The following is a 23,912-nucleotide window of genomic DNA, read 5'->3' on the forward strand; positions in this document are numbered from 1 at the left end:
GTCGATGCCTGAACAGGCGGTGAAACCGTGCTCAAAAAAGCCGTCCGACTCGCGCGAGGCGAGCACGGCGGGCGGCTTTTTTTCAGCAGGGGAACCGAAAGGCGGGAGTTGCGACTGACGAAGACAGGTCGCGCGAGAAAGAGACGCTTCGCGGCTTCGCCGACCGTTTCCGGATCGACGAAGCAACGAAGGTGAGGAAATACAGGACGTGAGGTGAGCCCTTACGGGATCAAACGACCGACCATTTACGCTTCCATAATTAGGGTCAGACCGTCAGAACGGGATGTCGTCGTCCATGTCTGCGAAACCGCCGCCTCCTCCGGACGACGTCGATTGCGGTTCACCGTGCGCCGGCGCAGCGTTGCTTGACCGAGGCGGATCCGACCTTCCTTGACGCGCGGGGCGTTGGCTTTCGAAACCGTCATTGGATGAGCGATCGCCAGAGGCGCGGCCACCAAGCATCTGCATCTGCTCCGCGACGATCTCGGTCGAATACCGCTCTTGGCCCGCTTGGTCCGTCCACTTGCGAGTGCGGATTCTGCCTTCGATGTACACCGACGAGCCCTTTTTCAGATACTCGTTGACGATCTCAGCCAGCCGACCGAAGAACGACACTCGATGCCACTCGGTCTGCTCCTTCATTTCGCCCGAGGCCTTGTCCTTGTAGCGATCGGTCGTTGCGAGCCGGATATTCGCGACGGCATCGCCGCTCGGCAGATAGCGCGTCTCGGGATCAGCCCCGAGGTTGCCTACGAGGATGACTTTGTTTACTGATGCCATAACTGACTCCTTTAAGATTTTTTGGAAATAGACCAAAGCCACTTGTCCCACAGCACTTGCTCGCCGCTGGCATCTAGCTTGGGCCGTCCACGTCCATCGACTGCTGGCACTTTGGTTTTGCCGATCCGCTTGACTTCAACGCGGTCGCCAATGCGGCAGGCCGACTCTGCGATCGCGTCGCGCAGGCCCTCACCTTGCAGGACGTGCGTCTCGCCGCGATGCTCGAGCGTCACGCAAAACGATTCGTACGTCTTGCCAGGGCGCTTGCCATCCGGGAATCGTTTCTCGCCCCACTCTTTCAACACCCCGTACCTCGCGCGCTCAGTGCGTCGATGTGACGACTCAGCAGATCGAGGCGGCGTCGATTCGACGGCGTCCGCAATCGCCGGCCGGGGTCGAGCCTCGTTGATGAGGACCGATCGAGGGGGTTCGGTGTCGGGCACACGGCCAACAGGCGTGTCTTGCGCTTGGGCGCCCTTGACAGCAGCCGCAATGGCCTCTGTCAACGTTCCCTCGTGCTCGTGCAGCACTTCCCAGTGTGGCGCAAGCGTCGGTATCAGTTTCATACCGACAGCCGTTGGCCGCAGCTCGTAGTCGAACGCCGGACGGAACTGCACGACGACGCCACCTTCATCGCGAAACAGCATCGGTTGACCGGCGATGGCGATGTGCCGTTCGTTGGGGCCGCCCTTACCGACCTCAACCGGAGATGAGTGGCCTGCGGGATAGCCGCTGCGAGGCTGCGTCTGGGGAGTCACCCCGAAAAGTGTGCCAAGCAGCCGACCGAATGTTGATGTGCTCATTGTCGGCCCCTACAGCAGCGTGCCGAAGCACTCGCGACGCACCTCTTCCAAGTCGCGCCTGAGCAGTGGGTTGCTCAGGATGACGTCTTGCAAGATTTCGGGATCGACGCCATTGATCTGGCAGACGAACCGATACGGCAGCGCGCCGTTCCAGAACTCCATGACCCAACCGAGCGTAGCCCGGTAATCCTCGAGTTCCATCTTTTTTCTGTTTTTGAGTCGCTCGCTGAAGAGGACAGCGCAATCCATCAACGACTCGGGCATGTTGTCGCCGCGTCTGCTGTCAGTCGCGAGACTGATCAACGCGTCGACCATTTTGTCTTTGACCGCCTCGCTCCACAGGTGCGGATCGGGCAGCGGATCAGGCTTGGCTTGGACACGCGCGATCGGCGCTGGAGGAGCGTCGAACATGTCCAGTTGCCATGCTGCTATTTCTATTTGCATGGATATCTCCGAATGAACGGGAACCCATGCCCGCAACGGGATGGTTCCCGTTGGGGTGAGGGGTCAAGACCGCCCGTACGGGCAGTCTTGACATTCAGGCGTAGCGACTAGTCGTCGGTGCCTGTCTTAAGTGGAACGACCACTGCGGACTTGGCGTACTGACGTTTGATGGGCGTGACGTTGGTGTCGGCGGTAGCCGGAGCAACAACGGCGGGCGCGGGCACCTTCGAATCCTCAGCTTTCTCCTCTTTCAACGCCGCTTTGATGGATCTCTTGATCCAGACAGCGACCGTGAAGGAGACAAACAGAAAGGCGAAGAACGAGTGCGCGGCAAACCACAGGGCAAAGCAAACAGCGACCAACCAGCCGGGCGATTTCATCGCCTTCAATACCAACTGCTTCGGCATTTTTCTCTCCAGAAAAAGACGCACTAGGGGATGTCCAGCCAGTACAGCGCTGGATGGTTTTCGATGCTCGGGTGAGCAGGAAAAACGGGCGCGCGGAGAGGCGCTTTCGTCACGGCTCGATAAAGGCGTGGCGGAAGCAGCTCACTGCGGATGAAAGAAGAGATCGGAAGCACGCGCACCGATGCTTGGCGGCGGCTCGAGTCGATGCGTCGTTGACGCGGGGATAACAGGCAATCTACGCGCGGCGCCGATACGCGTGGTCGGGAAAGCTTCCGTTTTTATAGGGCCTTTCGATTTTCGGGCGCTCTTGGCAGTGCCGCATCGCATCCTTGACTTCTTCCACCCCCTGTCATGCTGATCTACATACACAACGGAGGCAGCGGATGTTCTTAGAGATACTTGTCGCAGTCGGCGGTTACCGCTTGTTCAAGGCGCTTCGGCGGCGGCGCCCGTCCGGATCGCGGAGTGCCGGTCGTGTGAAGCGCTCATCGCATGAAATCGGTGAGGCTGGCGAAGCTGTGGCGCAGGCAAAACTCCGCACGACGCTTCAATGGCTATGCGGCGACGACTTCTACCTGCACGATGGGCCGTTACTCATCGAACACGCTCCCGGCACAGCGTTTCCCACGGCAGAGATCGATCACCTCGCGATCACGCCGTTCGGCATCTTCATCTTCGAGACGAAAAACTGGTCCGGCCGGATAGCGCCGTCGAGCAGCCACGGGAAGCTGACGCGTATTGCACGGAATGGTGAGCAAGAGGACAGGCGCTCGCCTATCGAACAAAACCGCAGCAAAGTCCGGTTCCTCCGGGAGCAACTCCCTGCCATCTGGCCGGTTGAGTGGTGCCGGTCTATTTACATCTCCAGAAGTCAAGCTGCAGCCCGAGCTATCGACGGATCTACTGTCGCTAAACGATCTCCCCCATTGGCTCAGACTCAGGCGGGAAGCGTTCAACGGCAAAAGGACGATAGAGCCCGCGCGGCAGTGCTGATGTACGCCGGAGACGTCGGCGAACCGTCTCTCGGAACATAGGACGCGTCGCGGCCGCTAGCGGTAATTTCGGGAAATTACAAGAGCAAATTCTAGGTAAGTACTTCCATGCGGACACTTAAAAATATCTTAAGTGTTACAAAAACGAACCGTTAAACGTTTGCTTTCCTTGAAAAAACGCGGCTTTCGGCCGCAGCGAGCGAAAGACGGGTAAAAAATGACGTCTTTCGCAGATCGGAACCTGTAACCGGCCCGTTACGATCGCTTACACACTCGCGGCGAATCACTGCAGCGCGCGGGGGCGCTGAAGCAAATTTAGAGAGAAGTTATGTTCACACACAATGACGATTCCAAGAAAGACCTTCAACTGCGAAAGACTGAAATCCACGATCCGATGGATGACATTCTAGGCGGCGTTGCCCATAGCAGCGCGGACCGATCCAAGATCGAGAAGGTCGCGCGCCAGCTTTTCGGCGACGGCGAAGACTCTGCGGAACTCGTCCTTCAGATCGTCGAAAACATGATCGCGATCGCCGAAGCGCGAGCGCGAATCTCGGATGACCTCCGATTGATCGGTGGGCAGCTTATTAACACCATGCACCTGATCAAGAACTCGATGATCGCCAAGTCGGGTAACAAGACCAGCACTGTGCGGAAAGCCGCGACGATGGGCTACCGGTTCTTCGAGGGCGCACTCGGTGTGAAGTACGCGGCAGCGCGCCAGTACATGCGTTGCTATGAAGCTTTCATCGACAACACTGAGGCCATCCGAGTTTTCAACGTCGGCGAACTCGACATTCTGGCCGCCGATCACGTGACCGACGAGCAAGTTGCAACGATCCTCGCCGCAAAGAAGGCCAACGAGAACATGACTCGTGAGGACATCCGCAAGATGCTGGCGACTCTGCAGAAGCAGGAAGAGGCTCTTGCAGACAGGCAAGTACAGGTCGAGAACTACAAAACGCTTCTCGAGGAGAGCAAGACCGCCCATCGTGTCGCAGAAGACGAGGCTCGCCGCCTGCAAGATCAGCTGGAGGCGACTGCGAAGTTGATTGCAGACAAAGAGGCACAGCTGAAGCGTATGGACAGCTACTACACCGGCCGACAGGCTGGCCTGGCCAACCTCGAGAAAGATCTTGCAGACAAGGACAAGGAAATCCAGAAGCTGAACGAGGAAAGGAACGCCTTGCTTAATCGCAAGCCGGAGGTCCAGATCAAGGAAGTGCCGACGGCGCCGGCGGGATATACCAGCATCTCCGATTCCTTGGAAAAGCGCAGCGCTGAACTGAAAGTAATTGAGGAACAGTTGACTGAGCGGCGCGCGGAGTTGGCGCAGCTCGAGTTGGAGAGGCAAAAAGAGGCGGACGCCATTGAAGCGGCGAACCGCGTTCAGGCGGCGATGCAGGACGTTATGTCCGCATTTGAGACTTTTGCCGGCAAGCTGTCGACTGCCCAAGTGGCGGTTCAAGCGTGCGACGGTCCAGCCCAGCATGAGCCATTGATCGAAACCCTTGCCGCAATGATGCGCAAGCACCTAACCGAGATCGAGACGTCACTGCGCAAATAGCCAGCGCACACTAATAAGAAACGACGGCGCGGGAGCGAACGGAGTTGCTTCCGCTGTAACTGATACCAAAATAAAAAAATATGTCGACCAACATCCTTGACCACGTCGAGACCAATATTCCGCTGTCAAAGTATCTTGCCGAGAAGATCCAGCGGACCAACTACTCTCTCACCGGTGTAATGCACAAAGTGCTGGCACGGTACAGCGACGCCGAAGCATTTTTCGGGGTCTCGTTCGAGAACATGGAAACGTTCAAAGCCCACGCCGCGCCCATGGCGAAGCTGATGAACATGCCGTTCCTAGCGCTCTCGCCCGCTCTGCAAGACCCGCGTGACTGGGAAACGTTCGTCGATGGCATCATGTTGTCGCAGACCGTCGTAAAGCTCTCGTCGGCAATGCCTTTTGTCGACGATGTGACAGCGCGCGATATCTTCCATTACAACTGCACCTACGTCTCGCTTCTGAAGGACGTCCTCCACCAGAACGTTTTGGCCGCCCCGCTGCTTGGCATTTCGTTCGAGCTAGCTGATTACCTCATGGCTTTGCCGATCGGGCGTCTTGAAGCCGCTATCGGCGGAATTCGCTTCCCGCTCTACAGATGGCGCTTCGACGACAACCTGTTCTGGTTTGAATATTCCGCCGGAGATCTTAGTGACGAGTCGGCCGCGCACTATGTCATGCGAACTTCAAAACTGAAGTCGAGCGCGCTCCCGTACAAAAACCTGTGGTCCGATTTGCGGCTCGACAGAGCCAAGCGCGAGGTCTACGCGCGCTTGATGATGACGCAGGGCTGTCGGGCGTCGACAGCGACCAACTTGTTCGCCCTGAACTCGGCGATCACTCGCAACACGTACCGGCAAATCCACGGCGTCAGCTCGCCTTGCGGCAACAGCGCAAGCTCTTTGACGTGGTACGTCGAACGCCCGGTTCACCGCCTTCAGGCGAGCATGCTGGTATGGCTTTATCGATGCGCGCTTAAAAACGGAGCGAACATTCCCGAAGCGTTGATCGCATCTAACGACGTACTGGAAAAGATGTTCGGCTCTCGCCTCGCCGTGTCAGCCGACCGCGCAAACCATCTAACACGTTCCATGGCGACGGATTCAAGGCTGAATCTCGCCCCGTGCAGAACTTGCGGAACCGAGTACATCTTGTCGAACGACGAAGGGAAAATCGAATTGGCCAAGGACTTCGTCTGCCCGGGCTGTGAATACGACCTGAAGCCGCGTACCGAAGCGAGAAGCAAGGGAAAAAAGCGTTCAAAGAGCAAGTGATAAACAGGAAAAGGAGGTGTCCAGGATGTCCCACGATTTCTCAATCGAGGCCGGTCTAGTCGTCTTTTCACACGACGGCCGCGCGCAGTTTGGCTGGCTCGACTTAGAGACGGGCGCCTATTACGCCGAGGCCGACGGACGCTGCATTCCGGACGCAATCGGTGCAATCGAATTTCACTCCGACGTGACGCACTGAGCCATGCAGGACTTCGCCTACCTCTTTCCCGACAGCGCCGCCGCGTGGCTCGAAGGCCGCGGCGACGCGCGATTCCAACGGTACGAGAGGCACTACCGCGCAGATCGGGCGACGGTGCAGTCGCAGGAGGCGTTCGACCTTGAGCAAAGCAACATTCGGTTTGCGCAAAGATTCGGCTCAAGCAGGCGGCGGTTCGCGGCCGCGTCGAAAAGCAAAGCATTCGGCGCGCTCGCAACTTTCCTGATTCTCCTGTGGGGCGGCACCTTGCTCCTCTCTTCAGTCGGCGCGACGCAGCCCGTCGCCGTCGCTGCGGTGCTCGGCGTCGTCTTCGTCGCTTTGCGCGTGAAGCACTTTCGTGCCCGCGCGAAGCACCGCTAGCAAACGGTTGCGATCCAGCAACAGTGCCGAATTACGGACCCTTTCCGGGTATTACAATGCGTGCGCCGCCAATGGCCAACGGCAATTTGCCAACGAGGAAAGCGGTTTCGGAGCGGGCTTCCGAATTGCCTTGACTTCGAACACCGCTCGATAAGATGAAAGTAAGCAGATCGCGGGGGCGACTGCAACAGCTAGATCGGAAACAACAAATGACGATTCAGAAAAACTTCAAACTCTCGATGGCCGCGATCGCTGCATCGCTGCTCGTGGCTGCTTGCGGCGGCGGTGGAGGCGATTCCACGTCCGGCTCCGCATCACCACCGTCTGGTGCGAGCCAGCCTGCGACTTCCAGCAATCCTGTAATCGCACCGCAGACTAGCGTTCCTGCACCGACTTATGCGGCGGGTACAGGCCAGTATGGCATGTTCACAACCATCAATGCCTACAGGTCCCAGATCGGCGTTGGCATGGTGGCGCAAGATCCGTTGCTGGATGGGGCAGCGCAAAGCCATGCTCAGTACGAGCAAATTAATTTCACTAGCGGAGCTGAATCGTCTTTGACCCACACCGAGAACTCTGGGAACCCCGGTTTCTATGAGGCCTGGCCGTACCTGAGAGCACGCAAAGCTGGTACCGCGGCGAATCTGTGGGTCGGAGAGGTGGTAGCAGCGTCGTGGAGCAGTGGTAACAACGGAGAAAACGACGGCGCCAGTTGCGCCCAGCAATGGATCAACACCGTTTATCACCTCGAGTCCATTACTGGCAACCAAACCTCCGTCGGCCTCGGGTACGTGGCACCGCCGAGCGCACCGGCTTACTCTTTCTGTGTCGCAGACTTCGGCGTCTTGTCCTCGCCTGCTCCGGCAACGGAAAGTGACTACAATTCGATCGCTTTCAACTCCGGGCAGCAAATCCCGATGGGTCAGGTCGTCCACGCGCCGTACACCGACGAGGCCAACGTCGCTCTTGCAATGCAGGCAGAGAGCCCCAATCCCGCACCGGACCTTCCGGCGCCCGGACGACCGATCATGGTCCGTGTTAATGCGCAAAGCGGCAACGTGCTCACGGTTGACAGCTTCGTACTGAAAGATTCTTCCGGCAACGTCGTTCCTGCGCGAATTCTGGTTCAGCCGGCTGCGGTTTCAGGCTCGAAGGCAGCAGTGACGGCGGACGTGAACAACCACGTTTTCGCTGGGACCGCTTTCTTGCTGCCACTTGCCCACTTGACTGCGAACACCGCCTACACCGCCACCTTCTCCGGTGCGCGCGACGGCACGCCAATCAGCACTTCGTGGCAGTTCACGACGGCCGCTAGGTAAAAAACTTTTGACCGGCAGAGCCGAAGAAGAGAAAGCGCCAAGCGGCGCTTTCTTCGTTTTGGGGCCTCGGACGAGCGGTTACGCTCCGGCGAGCCCGATAACAAAGCCGGTCCTGCATACGTTAGCCGCCTCCTCCGCCGCAGGTGATGTTTTCGGGCTGTACCAAGCCCGTGACGCGATTCACAGAATTGTCTGCGTTCACGTAGCAGTAGATGACATATGTCGCCGACGTATCGCCACAGGAGGTCACAGTGACACGCGGACCTTTTCCAAAGTAGATCCAACAAGCAAGTCCGTTGCAATAGTTGCCGCCAGCCGGATACACACGGTCAGGGCCTCTAGTGATCTGAAACCCATACGTGGGTGCCCCGGCGATACAGCCGTCCCCCGGTGGCGGTTGAGTAACAGGTGGCGGCGGCGGTGGATTACACGCGTAGCTCCACGAGCTACCAGTCCAGACAGGTCCGGACGAGAATCCGTACTGGCAAGACGGAGGCGGTGTCATGCACTGATACCTCACTCCAGCCTTTTGCCACGAATACCCAGCGCTACAGCCTGGCGCTGTCGGCACCACGATCGGCTGATAGACGTCTGCGGCGTCAGCTCCGCTCCCCACAAGAACGGCGCACGCAACAGCAAGCACGGCGCCGGCAATCCCGATATTTTTCATTCACTTCCTTACTGATTGGAATACGAGCAGCCAACGTCGATCTCTGCCGTTAGATTTAACTGATCGGGTATCCGAGTGTTAGCGCCGTCCGCGAGTACGTCGTTGATCTGAAGCACCCACTGGCTGCCGTTCCAGCCCATCGTGAAGCTAGCACCACCGATGGGAGGATTGTGGTTGTTCGAGTAGTCCGTCGAGACGGTCTGCGGAGTGATCCGATACCAGGCCGTTCCCCCTGGCCCGCACGCTGGAGGAGTGACGCCCCATTCGTTCTTCCACCCGCTGTAATGAGCATCACTGCTGTGATTCGTGACCAACGTGCTGACGCCTACCCAGTTGCCCCACTTGTTGCAGACATACATAAGGTTGTTGCGGATGGTCACGCCGTTCCAGCCACAATTGCCGGCGGCAGCGTTGATATTCGCGACGTTCGTGTTCACGACATTGGCGTTCACCGTTCCGCTGGAATTCACGTCGCCGACATTGATCGGTGCAGCGCCGGTACCTTGATAGTTCTGGACGTACAACGCGCCTTTTGTACGAACCGCCGCATTCACGCTATCGCCGTAGTACATAGCGCCGTTGTCGATCTGAAGACTGTTCCCCGCTTGCAACTTCATAACCTTGTTCGCGCCAAGCGTCACATTGCCGACGTTCTGCATGTCCTGATTGTTGGCGTTCATCGTGCCGGTCAGCGGCAATGCACCATCGCGCCGGTAGTACGGCGAGTTACCGTCCGCGCCAAAGCCATTGATCGCGAGCACCATCCCAGGCTTGCTCCCAACGGGATTGGGCACCGTCCACTGTCCATGAATCCCGGTAATCGTGGCTGGCGTGCGGTTTGTCGAGTAGCCGAACTGTGCTCCCCCCGCAGCCGTGAGCACACCTGCACCGGCGATGTCAGCCGTCTTGTCCTTCATGCTGATCAGCGGCAAGCTCGGATAGATCTGCGATGCAATATGGCAGTTGCCCGCTGCGGTGGAGCAGTTGTCGGGCACGATCGACAGCGCTATCTGGTAGGTTCGACCCCAAAAAGGACCGTCCTTGAACGAGACCTTGTTGTTAGCCTGCGCGCTCAACTGAGCGAGCGTGGGCGCGGCTATCGCAGTCGACGTCGTCTGCGAAAACCCTGCGGGGATCAACGACGCGTAGTTGTTAGTGATGTAGCTGCCAAGCGCCGAGTTGATCGACGCAATGTTCTGCCCTTCGATCTGGAGCAGGTTCTGGCGCTTGGCAGAAATGTCTTCCTTGATTCCCTGTACAGTCAGCAAGGCCGCGCCGATCAGGACGATCAACATCTCAAGAATGCTTCCCATATCGGCGCCCTGCGATTAGGTGCGAGTGGTCCACAGCGCCATCGACGCCATTGCGCCGTTGGACGCGCAGGCGGTCGCGACCGTCGCCGTGTTGTACGTCGTGGTCGGCGAAAAGATCGTCGTCCCGTTCACCGTCACCTGTGTGTACACGGTGACCAATGCGGCCGCACTCAACGAACAAACCGTCGAGGTCACCGGATACGTGACAATCAACGAGTCGTTGGAGGTGACGAGCGTGCCAACGGCAGCCGTCACGGTGCCATTGAACATGCCCTTGACCGACGACTTATCGGATGCGACGCGCGAACCCGCCGAGTCGAAGGCGTGGTTCTGCGCAAGGACAGTGAGCGTCTCCGACGAGAAATCGGCGTCGTTCTGCGTCGCGTTCAAGATGCCAGTGTGGAACATCTGCGCTTCGCTCTTGAACTGCGCCGCATGAATCAGATCGAGCACATACTTGCCGCCCGCGTACACAGCCAGCGCGAGCAACGCGGCACCCGCCATCACCGCCCCCGCTTCAATCATGGACAACTCGCCTGACTGCTTCTTCGCACGGGCGATCATGAGGAGGCGCGCACGGCGCTCTTTTATCGGGTCGGTCTGAACTGCTTGATTGTTTTCGTTGGTCATTTTGCTTTTCCTTAATAGCTAGATGCGGCGGGATTCCCCGATGTGAGATTGACGGCACCCGTCACGACGTATGAGCCAATGCCAAGCGTCAGGAACAGTGCAGCGGCAAAACCGAGCAGCATGAAGTGCGTCATCCGGGCGTTGCGCTTGACTGCTTCAACGACGCGATCGAGTGACTCACGGCCAAGACTCTTGATAGCGGCTTCAAACTGGTCGCGGCCCGCAGCGTCGGTGATCGTGTCGACGATCGTCACCGAGAAAATCCCAGTGTCGAGCGCGCGCATTGGCTCGTCGGACCAGGCCGTCAAGCGTCGATCCATGATCTTCAGATGCCAGCGCAGCCACGGGTCAGCCGTCTTTAGGAGCCGGTCGAGCGCGGCGCGCAGCGTGAGATTGGAGTCAAAGAGGCCCGCGAGCGAGACGATAAGCAGTGCCGCGCGGAGGTCGCGACGATTGCGCCAAAGCAGCGGCATGCGGTCGAACTTGTCTCGAAGAGGCCCAGACCAACGTTTCAGGCTCGAGAAGTAAGCGAGCACGAGGCCGATGATCGCCGTGAGCGTGAGCCACCAGTACTCGTAGCAGAACGTGTCAACGTGATACAGGAACCGGCCAAGATCGGGCCATTGGTCGAGCGGGCGGACATCGAGCACTTGCGGAAAGATGACGCCGCCGAACAGCATGCAGTACGCGTACATATAGACCAGCAGCAACGCTGGGTAGGCCATCTGCACCGAAGTTGTTGACGACAGCACGCGCTTAGCCTTCGACGCCATTTCCGCGAGTTCGAAGCCACGCACGACGGAGTCTTGGCGCGAAGATTCATCGGCAATGTCCAGCAGCGCGTACTCGTCGCCGGGGATGAATGGCTTGATAGCGAGCGAGAAGCTCTCCCCGCGCTGCATAGTTTCCCGGATGCTGGAGAACACCCGCCATTCGAGCTTGCCGCGAGTGCGGCTGCGCTTTTCGTACGTTTCGAGCCGGTCGAACAGCGTCTCGGTGTTGCGCAGGCCCTTTGCTGCGATATCGAGACGCGTCTCGCGGTAGAAGTCCTCGCGGACTTTCTGAAACCGCCAGCGCGCGACGACCAACTGCTGCCGCTCGGGCAGCATTTTTGCGAACGTGGTGAACATGGAGGACCAGGGTTAGACCATTAAACCATCGACGCCGGGCATTACGCGGTACTGCGCGAACGACTGCATCGAGCGATTGATGAATTGTGGGTCAATCAAACCGCGCGAAGCCTTGAAAAGAGCATGTTCATAGAGGGTCTTTCCCGTCATATCCGCGTTATCGAACCCGGTACGGCGTTCACCGCGCCAAACTTTGCGGGCACCGGCCCAGTCGCGCTCGGCCACACGCTCCAAAAACTCAGGCGTCGGGCGGTAAAGCTCGGCGGCCAATGACGGGCGCGTGGTTCCACCCGCTGCCTTGCCGTTGCGGGTGAAAAGCCCCTTCAGTCGGCAGTGCTCGCAGCCGTCGTAGTTGCGGCATGCCATGCGCGAGGTGTCGAGGCCAAATTTCGTGCGTAACAGTTCTAGGTCGGCCTTGGGCATCACGTCTTCGGCGGGCAGCTTGCAGTGCTCGCAAAGCGTCGGAATCAACTTCTGGTTACCGACCGCGTTGATGAAGCCTTCGGACGCTAGCTCGTCGATCGGCAGTTGCAGCCGCCCGCCCGCCATACGCATCACGGCCGCGATGATGTCGCCGGCGTGCAGCGAGAAACGCACCGGGTGACCGGTCAGCGCCAGTTCCGCGACCAGGCCCATCACAACGCGATCGCGGACCTCGCCGATGGTCAAATCGTCCGGGTCCTGCCGCATCAGCGTTCGAATCACTTCCGCATACTTGCGGTTCGCCTCATCGTCAGTCTCGTCAGGGCGGCGAATGATCGAGTAGTCCGACAGCCACGGCATCGGATACTCGGACGGCTCGTTCACCGCGAACTGCTTCTTGAGTTCGCGATCCGGGAGCATGTACGACAGCGCGCGCAGCGTCGTCGTCTTGCCGGAGCCGGTCTCGCCGGTGAGCGCCGTGATGCCGCCGCTCACATAGTTAAGCGTCTCGATCAGCTCGAGCTGGCTCTTCTCGAATCCCATGTCCTTCGGCAGCAGCACCGAATAGTTCTTGAAGTTGCCGTCGAGCAGACGCAGGGCGACGTCATACCCGCCCACCAGCGGAGACGATTGCCAGCGCAAGTTGACCGTGTCCGTCTTGACGACCAGCGGGATCATTGCCGACTGCGGCGCGCTCGGCTGAAAGCTGTTGCCGGAGTTGGTGTTGCGCTGAACGAGATCGCTGTACGCAGCAAATAACGCGCGACGCACGATCGCCTTTCGCATGCGGCTGAACGTGTACATATCGCCGTTCACACGAAACCGGATTTCGACCTCATTGTGAAATTCGCGTGGTTCGAAATGAATGTCGCTCGCACCGTATGCGTGCGCGGCCTCAACGATATCGCGGAAGTTGCCGATCGCCCGGCTGGCTTCGCGGACTGTGGAGTTGGCGGAAGCGGCGGCCTTGCCCGAGTAGATGGCGGCGATCACAGCTTCCGTCGCGATCATCTCCTCGCGCACGAGAATGTCGTTGGCGCCAAGATCCTTGATGAACGTTGCGTATTGGGCCTTCTCCGCGAATCGGGCGGTGGCCACCGTAATCGCTACGCCCGGTTGCAATTCGACGGCGACGAACTCCTTGCGCGCAGCCGCCGGAATGCGCAGCGCGGCGTCGTCGTCAGCGACGGTGAGAACGCGCTTGAAGTCAGGAAGCGAATCGGGCGACACCAGTTCCGGCCGGCCAGATGCCAGCCCGCCGCCCTCGGTCTGCTCTTCGTCATCCGCTGGGTATTCCTGCGCAGCGATAGTCGGCGCGGACGCGGCCTTATGTTCGTTGGGACTTGCTGGTCGTTGTGGCGCAGGTTCCGGTTGCGCACCGAACCGCTCGGCATTAGCGTCGCTCCCGGCGACACTCGCCTGCCTGATCGAGTCCGATGACGCTGCCGCCGACCGGCGCTCCAGCCCCAGCTCCGGCTGCGGCTGCGGGTGCGGCTGCGGCTGCGGCGGTTCGACCTGTAGTTCGGCCTGAGGTTTAGATCGATGTTGCGCGCCAGACGGCGTTGCTTGCGCCGTCAGGGCTTCGTCGTTCACCGGCTGACCGCGCTCCCTAGCCGCCATCGCAGCAGACATGCTCGCGTAGCTCGGTCGCTCGAAGCTCGGTGGGACGAACGGCCTAAAACCTGGCTCATCATCGACCGCGTCACCTTCAGGCCCCGACTGCGTCTGCACAGGGGGCACGGACCCGCGCCAGTCATCGTCAAGCTCAGTGCTCTCGACGTCTTCGACATCGCCGCCCGATAGTGCGCGACCTAGAAACATGACTTGCGGATTGACTGCACGCGTGCTGACTGTCGACGCGTCGCCCCTCGGTTTTCCCGGCGCTATGCCAGGCGCTTTCGCTTCCGCGGCGACTGGCTTAGGAGCGGCGAATTTCGGCTCTGCACTGCTGCCCGGCTCGACGAAGCTCGAGCGCGGCGCGCGAAACCGCTTCAGGAAGCCACCGCGAGGAGCGTCTGGCGCGCCCTGCTCTTCTTGCGCAAACAGACCCATTGCTTATTTCCCAAACGGTACGAAGGTAGAAGCCGTCGATGAGACGCCGCCCAGAGGAAGCGGCGAGGACAGATCCGTGATCGCCCTGACGGCCGGCGAATCCGGGAGCGCGACGGCGGGCACGTCGGCAGGCGCTACGATCGTCTCCGTCCACTTGTGCTTGCCGTCGACCAGATTGACCGTGAAGCCGTCGATGGACGCGACTGTCCAGCCGTTCAGCAGCCGACTGCCTTGGCGTGCCGTGTAGGTCGTGCCTTGGTAGTCATAGAGCACGTATGAGCCAGACATGTCCGAATAAGCTCCAACGAAAGTCGCAGGAATGACGCGCCTGATAGGCGCTACGGGCTTGCGCCCGACCTTCGGCGCGGCCGGTGCGGCGACCGCTACCGGTGCAGGTGCGGGTGCAGGTGCGGCGCTGAGCGGCGACGAGAGGCCGATGCCACTGGACGGTGCCGCCTGTCCACTTTGCCCACCTTGGCCACCGCGCATCGAGTCCACGAGCTTCGCCCGCGCGAGCTTGTCGATGTCGTCCAGCGTCAGATGACTTTCCTGCGAGATTGCCGCGCCCGCCACGAACATGAGCGCACCGAAGCATGCGGCTCGTGCTGGCCACTTAGTTGAGAACATAGTATTTACCCTTCGCAGTGAAATGCACCCCGGTACCGTCCTCTTTCAACTCGACGTCGAGGGTGTCCAGTGCCATGTTGTCCGGCAGGCGCGTGAGCAGCGCGCTTTGCCATTTGTATCCGTCGATCTGCCAGGTACCTCGCTGGACCAGCGGCCCTTGCGCTTCACCGGCCATCGGCTGGCGCTGGATAAGGCGCTCAGCCGGCTTGATATCTACGACGTAACCGTGGCTATCGAGCGTGTCCGGCTTGGTGGAAAGCTTTTGCGGGCCGGTCTGCAGACTCTTAATGAGCGCCTGCTGGGTTGGCCACGTCTTCTGCTCACCAAGCGCCACGCGTTCGGCGATCGTCACTTCGGGACCACGCGCGGTCAGATGCCAACCGTCAGAGTTGAAGACGACCGGACGCAGCGATTCCGGCGCGCGTGCGTCAAACTCCTTGAACGTGCCGCCCTGTCGCTTGTACGTTGCGATGCAGGGGCCCGCGATCGTGCAGGACGCTTTCTGAAACTGCCATCCGGCGACGTTCGTTTCCTGCGCGCCGAAACTCGCGAGTAGCTTCGGGGCAAGCTGGCTCGCGAGCGGAGCGGGCGCAGCGAGTGTGCGCATTACAGCCGACTGATACTCCTGCATGAATGTCGGCGGCGGCGCCGGCGGCGGAGGCGGCGGATTAAGTACGTCAATCAATTGCTTGCCACCATAGAACACCGCCGCGAGGATGACGAGCAACGGCACCGTTGTAGGCACGGCAACGGGGATCTTCTTGATGAGGCCGACCTTGCGCGCAACGATCAGCTCGCGCAGATCGAACACCTCATCGACCGCATGGAGTTGCGCGCCGTGGCCGAGCGTCGCAAGTTCGAGCCCCGCCTTCGCACAGGTGTCCTCGATCGCTTCGCGCTTATCGGCGAGCGCGTTAAGCGCGACCTCCTCGTCAAGCGCGACGGCGCCGCGTTGCACCAGCACCAGATGCACAAGTTCATCGTTCTGGATGAGCACAAGCACTGCGGGCCGACGCGAGACTCGCTCAAGCGACGCGATGCGCGCGGCGGCGGAATACAGCTTGCCGCCCTTGCGCTGCGTTTGATCAAGCTCGCAGAAGCCGACGATGGTCTCGCCCTTCGACCTGAACTCGGTGTAGTGAGTCGCGCCGGACTCCTCGACGTAATGCCGGCGCTCGGCGCGGGCGCCCTTGGCGGAATAAGCGCGCCAATCCAGCCCGAATACGAGCTTCGCGCCCTTTTCGCCCGGTATGGATTCGAAGTGCATAGGGATGCTTACCTCGCGCTCACATCGACGGGACGACGGTTGCCGTCAGCATGATCACCTGGAACGTGCGTCCCTTGTTCCATGCGCCCGACAGACCACCGATGCCGTTGTTGTTGCTGCCGTCATACCGATTGCTCACCGCGCCATACAGCACGACGGTCTGTCCATCGGACAGGGCGATGGTCTGGTCATCCTTGTTGCCGAGGATGTCGGGCAACTGGATCTGCTGCAGCGTGTCGCCCGACCCGGTGCTGATGGTCGTGAAAGGCCCGTTCAGCTTCGAGCTATCGCTCCAGTACGACAGGATGATCTGGTTGTGATCATTGACCGACGGCAGGATGTTCACGAAGTCACCGACCGTGACAGATCCCGGCTGCAGACCCGGTACGCCCGCGCCGCTACCGGAGATCGAGCCCACACTGGGCGTAGTAGCTGCCAAATACCCTTTCGTCTCAAACGATCCGATGGAAACCGGCAGTCCATTGAGCGTCATCTTCGTCTGGGTGTTGTCCTGAACGGTCTTGCCGAAGGAATTGAGGCCGCTAATGACCGCGTTGGTCCCTTCCATTGGCGAGCCCGGCTTCAAGACGGAGAGGCCGACCGTGCCGCCAATTGCGGTTGCTAACGACGTGGGCGAAGCGACCGTAACGGCGTAGCGCTTCAGCCCGTCGGAGATGCGGTTGAACACGATGTCCGCACTGACGCCCGCTTGCGACGAGTTGCTCAGATCGACTTGAAGGGTACGCACGCGCAGCGCGACCTGACGCGTTGAGACGGCGTTCTCACGCGCGAGCAACGCGCCCATGCGATCGACGGCTTCCTTGGTGTCTCGAACCATCACCAAGCGGCTGTGCGGATTGACCACCACTTCGCCGAGCGGCGACTTCAGCTTCTCCAGTTCCGACTGGATGATCGCGATCTGATCGAACGTGCCGTCGCGTCCAGTGGAGGTGACTGACGAGAACGAACCGGTATTGCCCGACGTGCCGCCCGTGGTGCCACCGGACGCCTGGTTGCCGGTCGACGTATCAGTACCCTTTGACATAGTCGACTTGATGGACACCTTGCCCGGGATCGCCGCAATGGCGAAGGTTTTGGTGACGAACCGGCTGATGGAAATGGTGCTGCCATCGAACGTCCAGTCGAGGCCCAGGTTTTCCGTCACGCCACGCAGATACTCGCCGACCTTGCAGTTGCATGCCTGCGCATAGACCGGCTCGACGTTCGACTTCGCCATCGCCTGCGGCCGCATCGGGGCACCCTGCCCGCCCGCACCGTTCGTCCTAGGAATCAACGCGTCGCGCGGAATGAATACGTCCGGGCTCAAATGCACCGGATAACCTGTCGCCGTCGAAACGAGCGTGGCGATCTTGGACAGCTGCAGATTGCCCGGGAAGACGACCGACTTTTCGCGGAAGATCGCCGGCAACGTCGCTTCATAGGCGACCGGCACCAACCGGTCGCCGAGGAACGCGGTCGGCACTTCTTCAACAAGCGACATCGACTCCGGGCCATTGCCCATCGCGTGTGCGGCTTCGGCATTGGTCGCGTCATAGGCACGGTTCACATCGGATTGCGACACGGCGCAGCCAGTCAGCGATGCGGCCACGAGAATGGCAACGGCAGATTTGATTTTCGTGAGGCGCATGGCGATTACTCTTGGCAGTTGGCTGCGCGTGCGACGACGCGGATAACGTTATTGGTGTGTTTGCAGACGCGCGTGGGCGTGCGCATGTGATTGGTCGCCTGCATCACTTGCGTGAGCACCGACTTGAAGTCGCCGGAGAACGTCGCGTTGAACTCCAGCGGCAAGTCATCGTCGATCTTCCAGGCGAGCTGCCAGCCCTGCTGCTGTAGCCAGCGATCAAGCGCGTTGCGCAAGTTGATGTCCTGCGGCGTGATCGAGAGAGACAGAACGCCACCGGGCGCCGTTGCGCCACCCTGCGACGGCACGATTACCGGCGCGACGTCCATCGCGCCAACCGGCGCCTGCGCGGCGACACCGGGAAGTGCGACTGGCGCGGGGCCACCGATAGCGGCTTTGAGCGCGGCCGGAGCAGCAGGCGTAGCGGGAGCAGCACGAACGACGGGAGCAACCGGCGACGCCATCGCCAGCTGAGCGACAGGCGCCTTCGCGGCAGGCGCGGAGAGCAATTGCCAGCCGTCACCGGGCGGCGGTGCTAGGCGAGACTGGTCGGGGTCCGCTGCAGCAATACCCGATACGGTCGTGAGTGCCAGACATGCGAACAAGTGAGCCACCATGCGCGCGGTGCGATGCATTTGAAGAGGAAAGATAGGCGTCATGTTGGTCAGTTCGTACGTTGCAGGCGGCGGTAAATGTTATTGGCGTAGATGAGCTGCTTGTTCGAGGAAACGGCGTTGTAGGCACCGACCGCTTTCCATGTCGGACCAAACTGCTTGATGTTTGAAGCCAGGATCCACGTGCCCACGTACGCGTTCACGCAGGCGTCGAACAGGTGTTGGCGGCTGATGCCAAAGCGCGCCAGTTTCGGAAGCCAAGATGAGTTGATTTGCATCAACCCAATGTCCTCGCTCCCATCCGTGTTGCGGCTCGTTACGTACGGCCGCATCCCGGACTCTTGCTGCGCAATGGCGCGTACTACCTGAATGCTCACGCGGTGATAGCGGGCGGCATCGTCAAGACAATCCGCACGCGCACGCAGCGAGACGGCCGCGCAAAGCAGCGTTGAGAAGTAGATCATTCGGTTCATGACGCGGACCGATCAAAGAACCGCACATCGTGTTTGCGCAGCACGTTGACGACGTTGCCGTCGGCATTGACGATGAACTGGTCGGCGGTGCCGTTGAACTTGTAATAGCGGCCCTTCTGCTCGCCCGAGCCCATGTGTCCCACGTCGGCGACCGTCACCTTGCCGACGGTGTCGGCGAACTTGAAAAACGTCGAGCCGTTATCCTCAAACACGCTTTGCAGAGCGGCCTTGTTCGCGGTGTCGAACTCATAGACGGTTCCGGCGACACGGGCGACTTCGACCTTGTCCGTGCCATTGGAGATCGTGAAACGTTCCGTGCGGTTAAACGTCACGACCCCGGTCGCGTCATCCCACTTCGGGCGCAGCGAATTGCCGTCTTGCCCGGTCACCTTCAACTCCGCAACAGGCTTGGCGGAAAACTTGATTTGAATGTGGCTGTCGTCACCGTCGCGGATCGCCAGTGCGCCGAACTTCGCCGCGAGGACGGACCCCGATGCGGCGGGCGCGTCTGTGTCGGCTCTCTTCGCGATATCTGCGATAGGGTCCGCGCCTGGACTCGACGACGCGGCGGCAGGACTTGCAGCGACCTGCGACACCGGCGCGATATAGTTGACGGCCACTGACTGCGGAGCCGAGCGGCGCAACGTGACGTGATGAGCGTTGAAGTCGACGTCCGCGTACAAGTCGGAAGCCGCCACAAGCCGATTAAGCGACTGCATCCAGTTCTCGCCATCACGCGTGCCGAAGCTCGCTGAGGTCGTCAAATCGATGTCTTTCTGAGCCGATCCCGTCCAGCCCTGCGGCACCAGAGCCTTGACCAGCTGCGCAAGCGGCAGCGTCGCGTTCAAAGGCCGCGTACCTTCGAGGCTGCTGCGCGGTCCGATCAGCGTGAGGCGACCCGAGAAGCTAGAAAAACCAGAGGGCGTGTCGCCGCGCGCCTTGTCGCCGATGAAGCGATTGGCTTTCTTCCAGTAAGCGGTGGCGCTCGAGCCGCCCGCGGAGTAACGGATCACTTCGGGCGTGCCCGGCACAACGATGTACGGTCCTTGGCTATGTCCACCGTCCACGCGCAACGACTGACCGGCACGCGGCTGAAAATAGGTGTCGCTGCCATCGTTGAAAACGAGCGCGGGCCGCTCCAGCACGTTTCCCGCGATCTCGTAGTCAAAGTCGAGCGGGTCTGTTCCAGCGGCCGCCGCGTTCAGCGTCACTGCGGCAAGCGCGAGAGTAAGAAGAGAGAGCGTGTGCTTCATAGACCGCGTTCGATTTGAGAGAGGTGCTTCACGAAGCGCGCGAGGTATTCGCGGCCCGGGGCAGGATTGGCGCTGTGGTAGTACGCGACGGCCTTCACAGCGGAGTGCGTCAGGCGGTAGTTCTCATTGAGAATGTCTTCGGCCACGCGGATGTTGGTCACCGGCGCGAGGGCGTCCCAAGCGTTCGTGAAACGCTTACTGTGGTATCCCCAGTTAATCTGCATGATGCCGACGTCAAAGTCCGACCGGCCGTTGCTGATCAGGTAGCGCACGGCGCGATACGCGTCTTCTCGCGTGCGAAAGAAGAAACCGCGACCGGCGACATTCAACGTCCACGGCCATGCGCGCCCGTTGTAGGCGGACTCATTAAGCGCGATGCCAGCAAGAATTTTCGGATCGACGGACGTGTGCATGGCGTCGAACGGCGCCTGCGCAGATGCGCACGCCCACCCACCACGCCGCTCTGTGATGCTCGCTTGAGCGTCATCGCTAAGGGCCGCGGGTCGCAGCCATCCCGCCTTCACAAACAGGCTTTCGAGGCTGACACTCGATCCGTCGATGCTGAGTGCAACGCCGCCAGCCGCGGCCTCGGCCGTTTGACCCTTAAATCGATTAGCCCACGCCAGAAACGGCTTCAGCCCGCATGCATACACCGGCTCGCCGGGCAGCTCGACGATTGCGCGTTTCATGCCGTCGTCGACCACGATGCGCGTCGGGCTGATGATCGAATCAATGGTCGCCGCATTTGCGCCGAACGCGATCACTGACAGGTACGCAGCCGCCAACGTCTTAATCATGGTACGGCTCCATGACGATGTCCTGCGTTACCTGCACCAGGAACTTCTGGCCCGGTTCAACGGTGATGGTCGGCGGGATATTCTGGTTGCGCTGCATGACGGTCTGGGCGGTCGCTGCCGCGACCTGCCCCGCCGTGTCACCATAAGTGGTTACGCCGTTGGGCGTCGCGGTCGTCGCCGTCTGCGAGCTGCTGTCGAACGCCTTCAGTAGAATCGCCGTAATGAAGCCCGCGCCGAAGATCTTCAGGAAGTGGTTGTTCACATCGCCAGAGAACCCGGCGTAGCCGTTCTGGTCGGCGCCTTGCATGCCGTTGAGCGGTACGCTCTTGCCGTTGGGCAAACGCAGACTCGTGGAAGCAACCAGCAGGCGCTCCTGGCCAACTTTGACGTCCGCGCTGTACATGCCATTGATGAACGCGCCCTTCGGGATCATCAAGCAGTCACCGCGCAGGCTGTCATAGACGTCCTCATCCACCATCAACGACACACGGCCCGGCTTGTCCGAGTTCAGCCCCTCGACCGTCTTCACATGGATCACATGGGGCGGCGTCAACGTGCAACCCGTCGATCGGCCATTGAAGGTCGTGCGTTCGATGCCGCCTTGGGAAGCCGCATCTCGGAGGAACGCGCGGTCGCGATCTTCGGGTGCTTGGCCCTGCTTCGCCAAGGCGATCGCCATCGCATCGGGAGTGTTGGCTCCCGCAGCGTCCCGAGCAGCTCGCACCTCATCCAACGAAGGAATGCCAGCGGGCAGTGCGCCGGTCGCTTGGTTCGCCGAACGCGACGCGCCGGCCTGCTTAAAGATAGAGGACGTATAGATCGCGTCTTGCGCGGCCTGCCGGGAAAGCTCGCGCGTGTCCGTGCCCGAGCCTTTGACCTCTTCCTGGAAGTCGGCGCCGGTCAGCATCGGTTTGACAGCGGGCTTCGGAGCCGCTGCTTCAGATGCGGCACGCGCGGCAGCCTCCGACGCCGCTGCGTCGCGCTGCTGACGGATCATCTGGTCGATGTCGTTGTTGTTTGCGGCAGCGGGCGCTTCCGTGCTCGACTTGAGCGCCGTCGCCTTCTTGATGCGCGCGTCTTCGTCGGCCTTGTTCGTCGCTTGTAGCTGGTAGTAGAAGCCGAGGCCACCGATGACGACAGCAGCCAGAATGCCGATGCTCATGATCGCATTGCGTGGCGTCTTGCCTTTGACGAGTGCTTCTTGCTCCGCGCTGGGCGTAGCCGAGTCCGGTTTCTTCGCCACGATCAGAATACCCCGAACAAGCGGTGGCGGCCGCGCGTCACCGTGACCTCGTCCTTGCCGGAACGCAGAACGATCTCGTCGGCGAGACGCTGGAGGACGAGGAAGTCTCCACGGCGAATGAAGTTCGCGACGACGCGATCGCCGTGGTCGAAAATAAACGGCACCGGCCACTCCTGCGCTTTGGCAGGCATGCGCATCCAGACCGCATGGCCGTCGTCGAAGACAGTCTCCGGCGTGAACTCGGCGCGGCCTTCGACGCTGTAATCCCAGTACAGCTTGTCCGGCGCAACACTGATGCTTCCCGAATCGGCACCACCGCGGCTGCCGTTGGCCGTCGCGTCATCGCGTGCGCTGACGCGGGCCATCGGCGCGCGCGGGTATTGAAAGCGCACGGTTTGATAGAACATGCCGCCCGCCGGCGAGGCGATAAGCGTGAAGTCGTACTCGCGGAGATTCGTCGTCAGATGCAGCGTGTTGACGAGCTCAGCCTTGTGCGGCTTGATGAACACGTGGTTCATCTTGTCGTCGTCGACCTCCCACTGGACGCTGTCGCCCATCGCCGGGTCGGCGATCAGCTTCTCGCCCTTCTCCAGCTCGATCGTCGTTAGCTTGAGCGGCGCGGTCAGAACGCGGTAGATCTGGTCGCGGCTGTATGGAAACACGCCGATGCGCGCGTCGCCGGGCATCGTCAAAGGATCGGCGCCGCCGTTAAACGGATTGATCGGGCTCATGGGGTCGCCCGCGACCATCGCGGCATTAAACGCCGAGTCGCTCGCGGCTTTCTTGGCCACAGCCGGTTGAGCAAGCAACGCTGCGCACGCAGCGAGAATGCACATGCCGATGACCGGCCGTTTATTGAAAATGGTTGCGGTCATGCTTATGCGGTCCGCTCAAGGCGGAAAAACGGAATGAAGATGCCGAAGGGGTTCGTCGTCAGCGCCTGCTCAGCAGTGGGTGCGACGATTTGATAGCGCAGCGTGAGCGCGTACGACTTCACGTCCGGCTTGCCCGTGGCGCCAGCCTGCGAGGTGGTCGTCGTGAATTCGACGAGTACAGTCGAGTCTTCTAGCAACGCGATGTTGCGCACGTCGACTTCGCGGATCAGTTTGGGGTTCGCCGTGATCTGCTGGAACGGTGTGTCGGCCTTGAGCCAGTCGCGGAACTGACCGGCTGCCGCGCCTATCATTTGCGCTTTCACCGAGTTGATGTTCGCGGTCATGCGCGAAGTCTCGAGGCGGTCCGACAACACCGGCTCAATCGTGAACCAACGAACGGCCATGTCTTTGACCGTCGTTCTCACCGCTTGCGAGTCGGGCTTATAGGCGACAAGCTCGGTCACGATGGGATGGCCGCCGGTGTCGGCAGACACGCCCACGACGCGAGTGACCGAAGGCGGTGGTTGCCGCGTCCACACGGCGCCGGCCGCGATGACAGCCAGGCCGAACGAAATCAGCATCCAGCGATTAGCTTCGAGCTTGAGCCTTGTGCTCGTCTCGAAAATCACCCTGCTTGGATCTTCTTCGGCGTATGAGCCGGGGGCCGCGGATAGCGCGGCCCGACGCTTGTTCTTGAAAAGACGCATGGCAACCCTTTGAATGGTCACCATTGAAACAGC

At 60.6% G+C, this 23,912-nt stretch carries 24 protein-coding genes; 6 read left to right on the top strand and 18 right to left on the bottom strand.

What is annotated here, in order from left to right:
* Positions 1–273: 273 nt before the first annotated feature.
* The 4 genes from QCE48_RS29800 to QCE48_RS29815 form a co-directional block, all read right to left on the bottom strand.
* Entirely contained in the window at positions 274–780 is a 507-nt protein-coding gene (locus tag QCE48_RS29800) for a single-stranded DNA-binding protein (protein WP_309788870.1), read from the bottom strand.
* Positions 781–791: 11 nt separating this feature from the next.
* The gene (locus tag QCE48_RS29805; protein ID WP_309788871.1) at positions 792–1,583 is read right to left on the bottom strand and encodes a hypothetical protein; all 792 of its coding nucleotides are present in this window, start codon (positions 1,581–1,583) and stop codon (positions 792–794) included.
* Positions 1,584–1,592: 9 nt separating this feature from the next.
* Positions 1,593–2,027 (bottom strand): hypothetical protein, encoded by a 435-nt coding sequence (locus QCE48_RS29810; protein ID WP_309788872.1) that lies wholly within the window; start codon positions 2,025–2,027, stop codon positions 1,593–1,595.
* A gap of 107 nt (positions 2,028–2,134) precedes the next feature.
* Positions 2,135–2,434: a hypothetical protein gene (locus tag QCE48_RS29815; RefSeq protein ID WP_116565334.1), complete on the bottom strand. Its 300-nt coding sequence runs from the start codon at positions 2,432–2,434 to the stop codon at positions 2,135–2,137.
* 383 nt (positions 2,435–2,817) lie between these two features.
* On the opposite strand from QCE48_RS29815, the gene QCE48_RS29820 reads away from it, so the two are divergent.
* The 6 genes from QCE48_RS29820 (at position 2,818) to QCE48_RS29845 (ending at position 8,160) form a co-directional block, all read left to right on the top strand.
* Positions 2,818–3,468 carry a nuclease-related domain-containing protein gene (locus QCE48_RS29820; RefSeq protein ID WP_309788873.1) on the top strand — a complete coding sequence of 217 codons (651 nt, stop codon included), beginning with the start codon at positions 2,818–2,820 and terminating at the stop codon, positions 3,466–3,468.
* 286 nt (positions 3,469–3,754) lie between these two features.
* Positions 3,755–4,993 carry a hypothetical protein gene (locus QCE48_RS29825; RefSeq protein WP_309788874.1) on the top strand — a complete coding sequence of 413 codons (1,239 nt, stop codon included), beginning with the start codon at positions 3,755–3,757 and terminating at the stop codon, positions 4,991–4,993.
* An 80-nt stretch (positions 4,994–5,073) separates the two neighbouring features.
* Positions 5,074–6,267 carry a FlhC family transcriptional regulator gene (locus QCE48_RS29830; RefSeq protein ID WP_309788875.1) on the top strand — a complete coding sequence of 398 codons (1,194 nt, stop codon included), beginning with the start codon at positions 5,074–5,076 and terminating at the stop codon, positions 6,265–6,267.
* Positions 6,268–6,292: 25 nt separating this feature from the next.
* Complete coding sequence (locus QCE48_RS29835; protein ID WP_309788876.1) at positions 6,293–6,463, top strand: hypothetical protein; 171 nt, start codon at positions 6,293–6,295, stop codon at positions 6,461–6,463.
* A gap of 3 nt (positions 6,464–6,466) precedes the next feature.
* Positions 6,467–6,841, top strand: a complete 375-nt coding sequence (locus tag QCE48_RS29840) for a hypothetical protein (protein WP_309788877.1) — start codon at positions 6,467–6,469, stop codon at positions 6,839–6,841.
* A 209-nt stretch (positions 6,842–7,050) separates the two neighbouring features.
* Complete coding sequence (locus QCE48_RS29845) at positions 7,051–8,160, top strand: CAP domain-containing protein (protein ID WP_309788878.1); 1,110 nt, start codon at positions 7,051–7,053, stop codon at positions 8,158–8,160.
* Between the two features lie 678 nt (positions 8,161–8,838).
* On the opposite strand, the gene QCE48_RS29850 is transcribed toward QCE48_RS29845, so the two are convergent.
* The 14 genes from QCE48_RS29850 to QCE48_RS29915 are packed head-to-tail and all read right to left on the bottom strand — an operon-like array spanning position 8,839 to position 23,879.
* Entirely contained in the window at positions 8,839–10,143 is a 1,305-nt protein-coding gene (locus QCE48_RS29850) for a hypothetical protein (RefSeq protein WP_309788879.1), read from the bottom strand.
* Positions 10,144–10,158: 15 nt separating this feature from the next.
* Complete coding sequence (locus QCE48_RS29855; protein ID WP_309788880.1) at positions 10,159–10,773, bottom strand: type 4 pilus major pilin; 615 nt, start codon at positions 10,771–10,773, stop codon at positions 10,159–10,161.
* Positions 10,774–10,784: 11 nt separating this feature from the next.
* Positions 10,785–11,903, bottom strand: coding sequence for a type II secretion system protein (locus tag QCE48_RS29860; protein WP_309788881.1), 1,119 nt, complete (start codon positions 11,901–11,903; stop codon positions 10,785–10,787).
* A gap of 12 nt (positions 11,904–11,915) precedes the next feature.
* The gene (locus QCE48_RS29865; RefSeq protein ID WP_309788882.1) at positions 11,916–14,378 is read right to left on the bottom strand and encodes an ATPase, T2SS/T4P/T4SS family; all 2,463 of its coding nucleotides are present in this window, start codon (positions 14,376–14,378) and stop codon (positions 11,916–11,918) included.
* Between the two features lie 3 nt (positions 14,379–14,381).
* Complete coding sequence (locus QCE48_RS29870) at positions 14,382–14,957, bottom strand: hypothetical protein (RefSeq protein WP_309788883.1); 576 nt, start codon at positions 14,955–14,957, stop codon at positions 14,382–14,384.
* A gap of 34 nt (positions 14,958–14,991) precedes the next feature.
* On the bottom strand, positions 14,992–16,272 hold the full coding sequence (locus tag QCE48_RS29875) for a hypothetical protein (protein ID WP_309788884.1): 1,281 nt from the start codon (positions 16,270–16,272) through the stop codon (positions 14,992–14,994).
* A gap of 19 nt (positions 16,273–16,291) precedes the next feature.
* Complete coding sequence (locus QCE48_RS29880; RefSeq protein ID WP_309788885.1) at positions 16,292–17,920, bottom strand: type II secretory pathway protein; 1,629 nt, start codon at positions 17,918–17,920, stop codon at positions 16,292–16,294.
* A gap of 5 nt (positions 17,921–17,925) precedes the next feature.
* Positions 17,926–18,576, bottom strand: coding sequence for a toxin co-regulated pilus biosynthesis Q family protein (locus QCE48_RS29885; RefSeq protein WP_309788886.1), 651 nt, complete (start codon positions 18,574–18,576; stop codon positions 17,926–17,928).
* A gap of 5 nt (positions 18,577–18,581) precedes the next feature.
* The gene (locus QCE48_RS29890; RefSeq protein WP_116565310.1) at positions 18,582–19,004 is read right to left on the bottom strand and encodes a lytic transglycosylase domain-containing protein; all 423 of its coding nucleotides are present in this window, start codon (positions 19,002–19,004) and stop codon (positions 18,582–18,584) included.
* Positions 19,001–20,257 carry a hypothetical protein gene (locus tag QCE48_RS29895; protein WP_309788887.1) on the bottom strand — a complete coding sequence of 419 codons (1,257 nt, stop codon included), beginning with the start codon at positions 20,255–20,257 and terminating at the stop codon, positions 19,001–19,003. The genes QCE48_RS29890 and QCE48_RS29895 overlap by 4 nt, the downstream gene beginning before the upstream one ends.
* A complete protein-coding gene (locus QCE48_RS29900) occupies positions 20,254–21,054 on the bottom strand; it encodes a transglycosylase SLT domain-containing protein (protein WP_309788888.1) in 801 nt (266 codons plus the stop codon). The genes QCE48_RS29895 and QCE48_RS29900 overlap by 4 nt, the downstream gene beginning before the upstream one ends.
* Positions 21,047–22,297, bottom strand: coding sequence for a TrbI/VirB10 family protein (locus tag QCE48_RS29905; protein WP_309788889.1), 1,251 nt, complete (start codon positions 22,295–22,297; stop codon positions 21,047–21,049). The genes QCE48_RS29900 and QCE48_RS29905 overlap by 8 nt, the downstream gene beginning before the upstream one ends.
* 2 nt (positions 22,298–22,299) lie before the next feature.
* Positions 22,300–23,172: a TrbG/VirB9 family P-type conjugative transfer protein gene (locus QCE48_RS29910; protein ID WP_309788890.1), complete on the bottom strand. Its 873-nt coding sequence runs from the start codon at positions 23,170–23,172 to the stop codon at positions 22,300–22,302.
* A gap of 2 nt (positions 23,173–23,174) precedes the next feature.
* Complete coding sequence (locus QCE48_RS29915; protein ID WP_309788978.1) at positions 23,175–23,879, bottom strand: type IV secretion system protein; 705 nt, start codon at positions 23,877–23,879, stop codon at positions 23,175–23,177.
* Positions 23,880–23,912: the final 33 nt, after the last annotated feature.

The organism is Caballeronia sp. LZ024 (assembly GCF_031451455.1).
GTDB lineage: Bacteria > Pseudomonadota > Gammaproteobacteria > Burkholderiales > Burkholderiaceae > Caballeronia > Caballeronia telluris.

Bases quoted from the DNA above. Each gene is read 5' to 3' on its own strand.
- QCE48_RS29800 (WP_309788870.1), bottom strand. From the start codon at position 780: ATGGCATCAGTAAACAAAGTCATCCTCGTAGGCAACCTCGGGGCTGAT.
- QCE48_RS29805 (WP_309788871.1), bottom strand. From the start codon at position 1,583: ATGAGCACATCAACATTCGGTCGGCTGCTTGGCACACTTTTCGGGGTG.
- QCE48_RS29810 (WP_309788872.1), bottom strand. From the start codon at position 2,027: ATGCAAATAGAAATAGCAGCATGGCAACTGGACATGTTCGACGCTCCT.
- QCE48_RS29815 (WP_116565334.1), bottom strand. From the start codon at position 2,434: ATGCCGAAGCAGTTGGTATTGAAGGCGATGAAATCGCCCGGCTGGTTG.
- QCE48_RS29820 (WP_309788873.1), top strand. From the start codon at position 2,818: ATGTTCTTAGAGATACTTGTCGCAGTCGGCGGTTACCGCTTGTTCAAG.
- QCE48_RS29825 (WP_309788874.1), top strand. From the start codon at position 3,755: ATGTTCACACACAATGACGATTCCAAGAAAGACCTTCAACTGCGAAAG.
- QCE48_RS29830 (WP_309788875.1), top strand. From the start codon at position 5,074: ATGTCGACCAACATCCTTGACCACGTCGAGACCAATATTCCGCTGTCA.
- QCE48_RS29835 (WP_309788876.1), top strand. From the start codon at position 6,293: ATGTCCCACGATTTCTCAATCGAGGCCGGTCTAGTCGTCTTTTCACAC.
- QCE48_RS29840 (WP_309788877.1), top strand. From the start codon at position 6,467: ATGCAGGACTTCGCCTACCTCTTTCCCGACAGCGCCGCCGCGTGGCTC.
- QCE48_RS29845 (WP_309788878.1), top strand. From the start codon at position 7,051: ATGACGATTCAGAAAAACTTCAAACTCTCGATGGCCGCGATCGCTGCA.
- QCE48_RS29850 (WP_309788879.1), bottom strand. From the start codon at position 10,143: ATGGGAAGCATTCTTGAGATGTTGATCGTCCTGATCGGCGCGGCCTTG.
- QCE48_RS29855 (WP_309788880.1), bottom strand. From the start codon at position 10,773: ATGACCAACGAAAACAATCAAGCAGTTCAGACCGACCCGATAAAAGAG.
- QCE48_RS29860 (WP_309788881.1), bottom strand. From the start codon at position 11,903: ATGTTCACCACGTTCGCAAAAATGCTGCCCGAGCGGCAGCAGTTGGTC.
- QCE48_RS29865 (WP_309788882.1), bottom strand. From the start codon at position 14,378: ATGGGTCTGTTTGCGCAAGAAGAGCAGGGCGCGCCAGACGCTCCTCGC.
- QCE48_RS29870 (WP_309788883.1), bottom strand. From the start codon at position 14,957: ATGTTCGTGGCGGGCGCGGCAATCTCGCAGGAAAGTCATCTGACGCTG.
- QCE48_RS29875 (WP_309788884.1), bottom strand. From the start codon at position 16,272: ATGCACTTCGAATCCATACCGGGCGAAAAGGGCGCGAAGCTCGTATTC.
- QCE48_RS29880 (WP_309788885.1), bottom strand. From the start codon at position 17,920: ATGCGCCTCACGAAAATCAAATCTGCCGTTGCCATTCTCGTGGCCGCA.
- QCE48_RS29885 (WP_309788886.1), bottom strand. From the start codon at position 18,576: ATGACGCCTATCTTTCCTCTTCAAATGCATCGCACCGCGCGCATGGTG.
- QCE48_RS29890 (WP_116565310.1), bottom strand. From the start codon at position 19,004: ATGAACCGAATGATCTACTTCTCAACGCTGCTTTGCGCGGCCGTCTCG.
- QCE48_RS29895 (WP_309788887.1), bottom strand. From the start codon at position 20,257: ATGAAGCACACGCTCTCTCTTCTTACTCTCGCGCTTGCCGCAGTGACG.
- QCE48_RS29900 (WP_309788888.1), bottom strand. From the start codon at position 21,054: ATGATTAAGACGTTGGCGGCTGCGTACCTGTCAGTGATCGCGTTCGGC.
- QCE48_RS29910 (WP_309788890.1), bottom strand. From the start codon at position 23,172: ATGACCGCAACCATTTTCAATAAACGGCCGGTCATCGGCATGTGCATT.
- QCE48_RS29915 (WP_309788978.1), bottom strand. From the start codon at position 23,879: ATGCGTCTTTTCAAGAACAAGCGTCGGGCCGCGCTATCCGCGGCCCCC.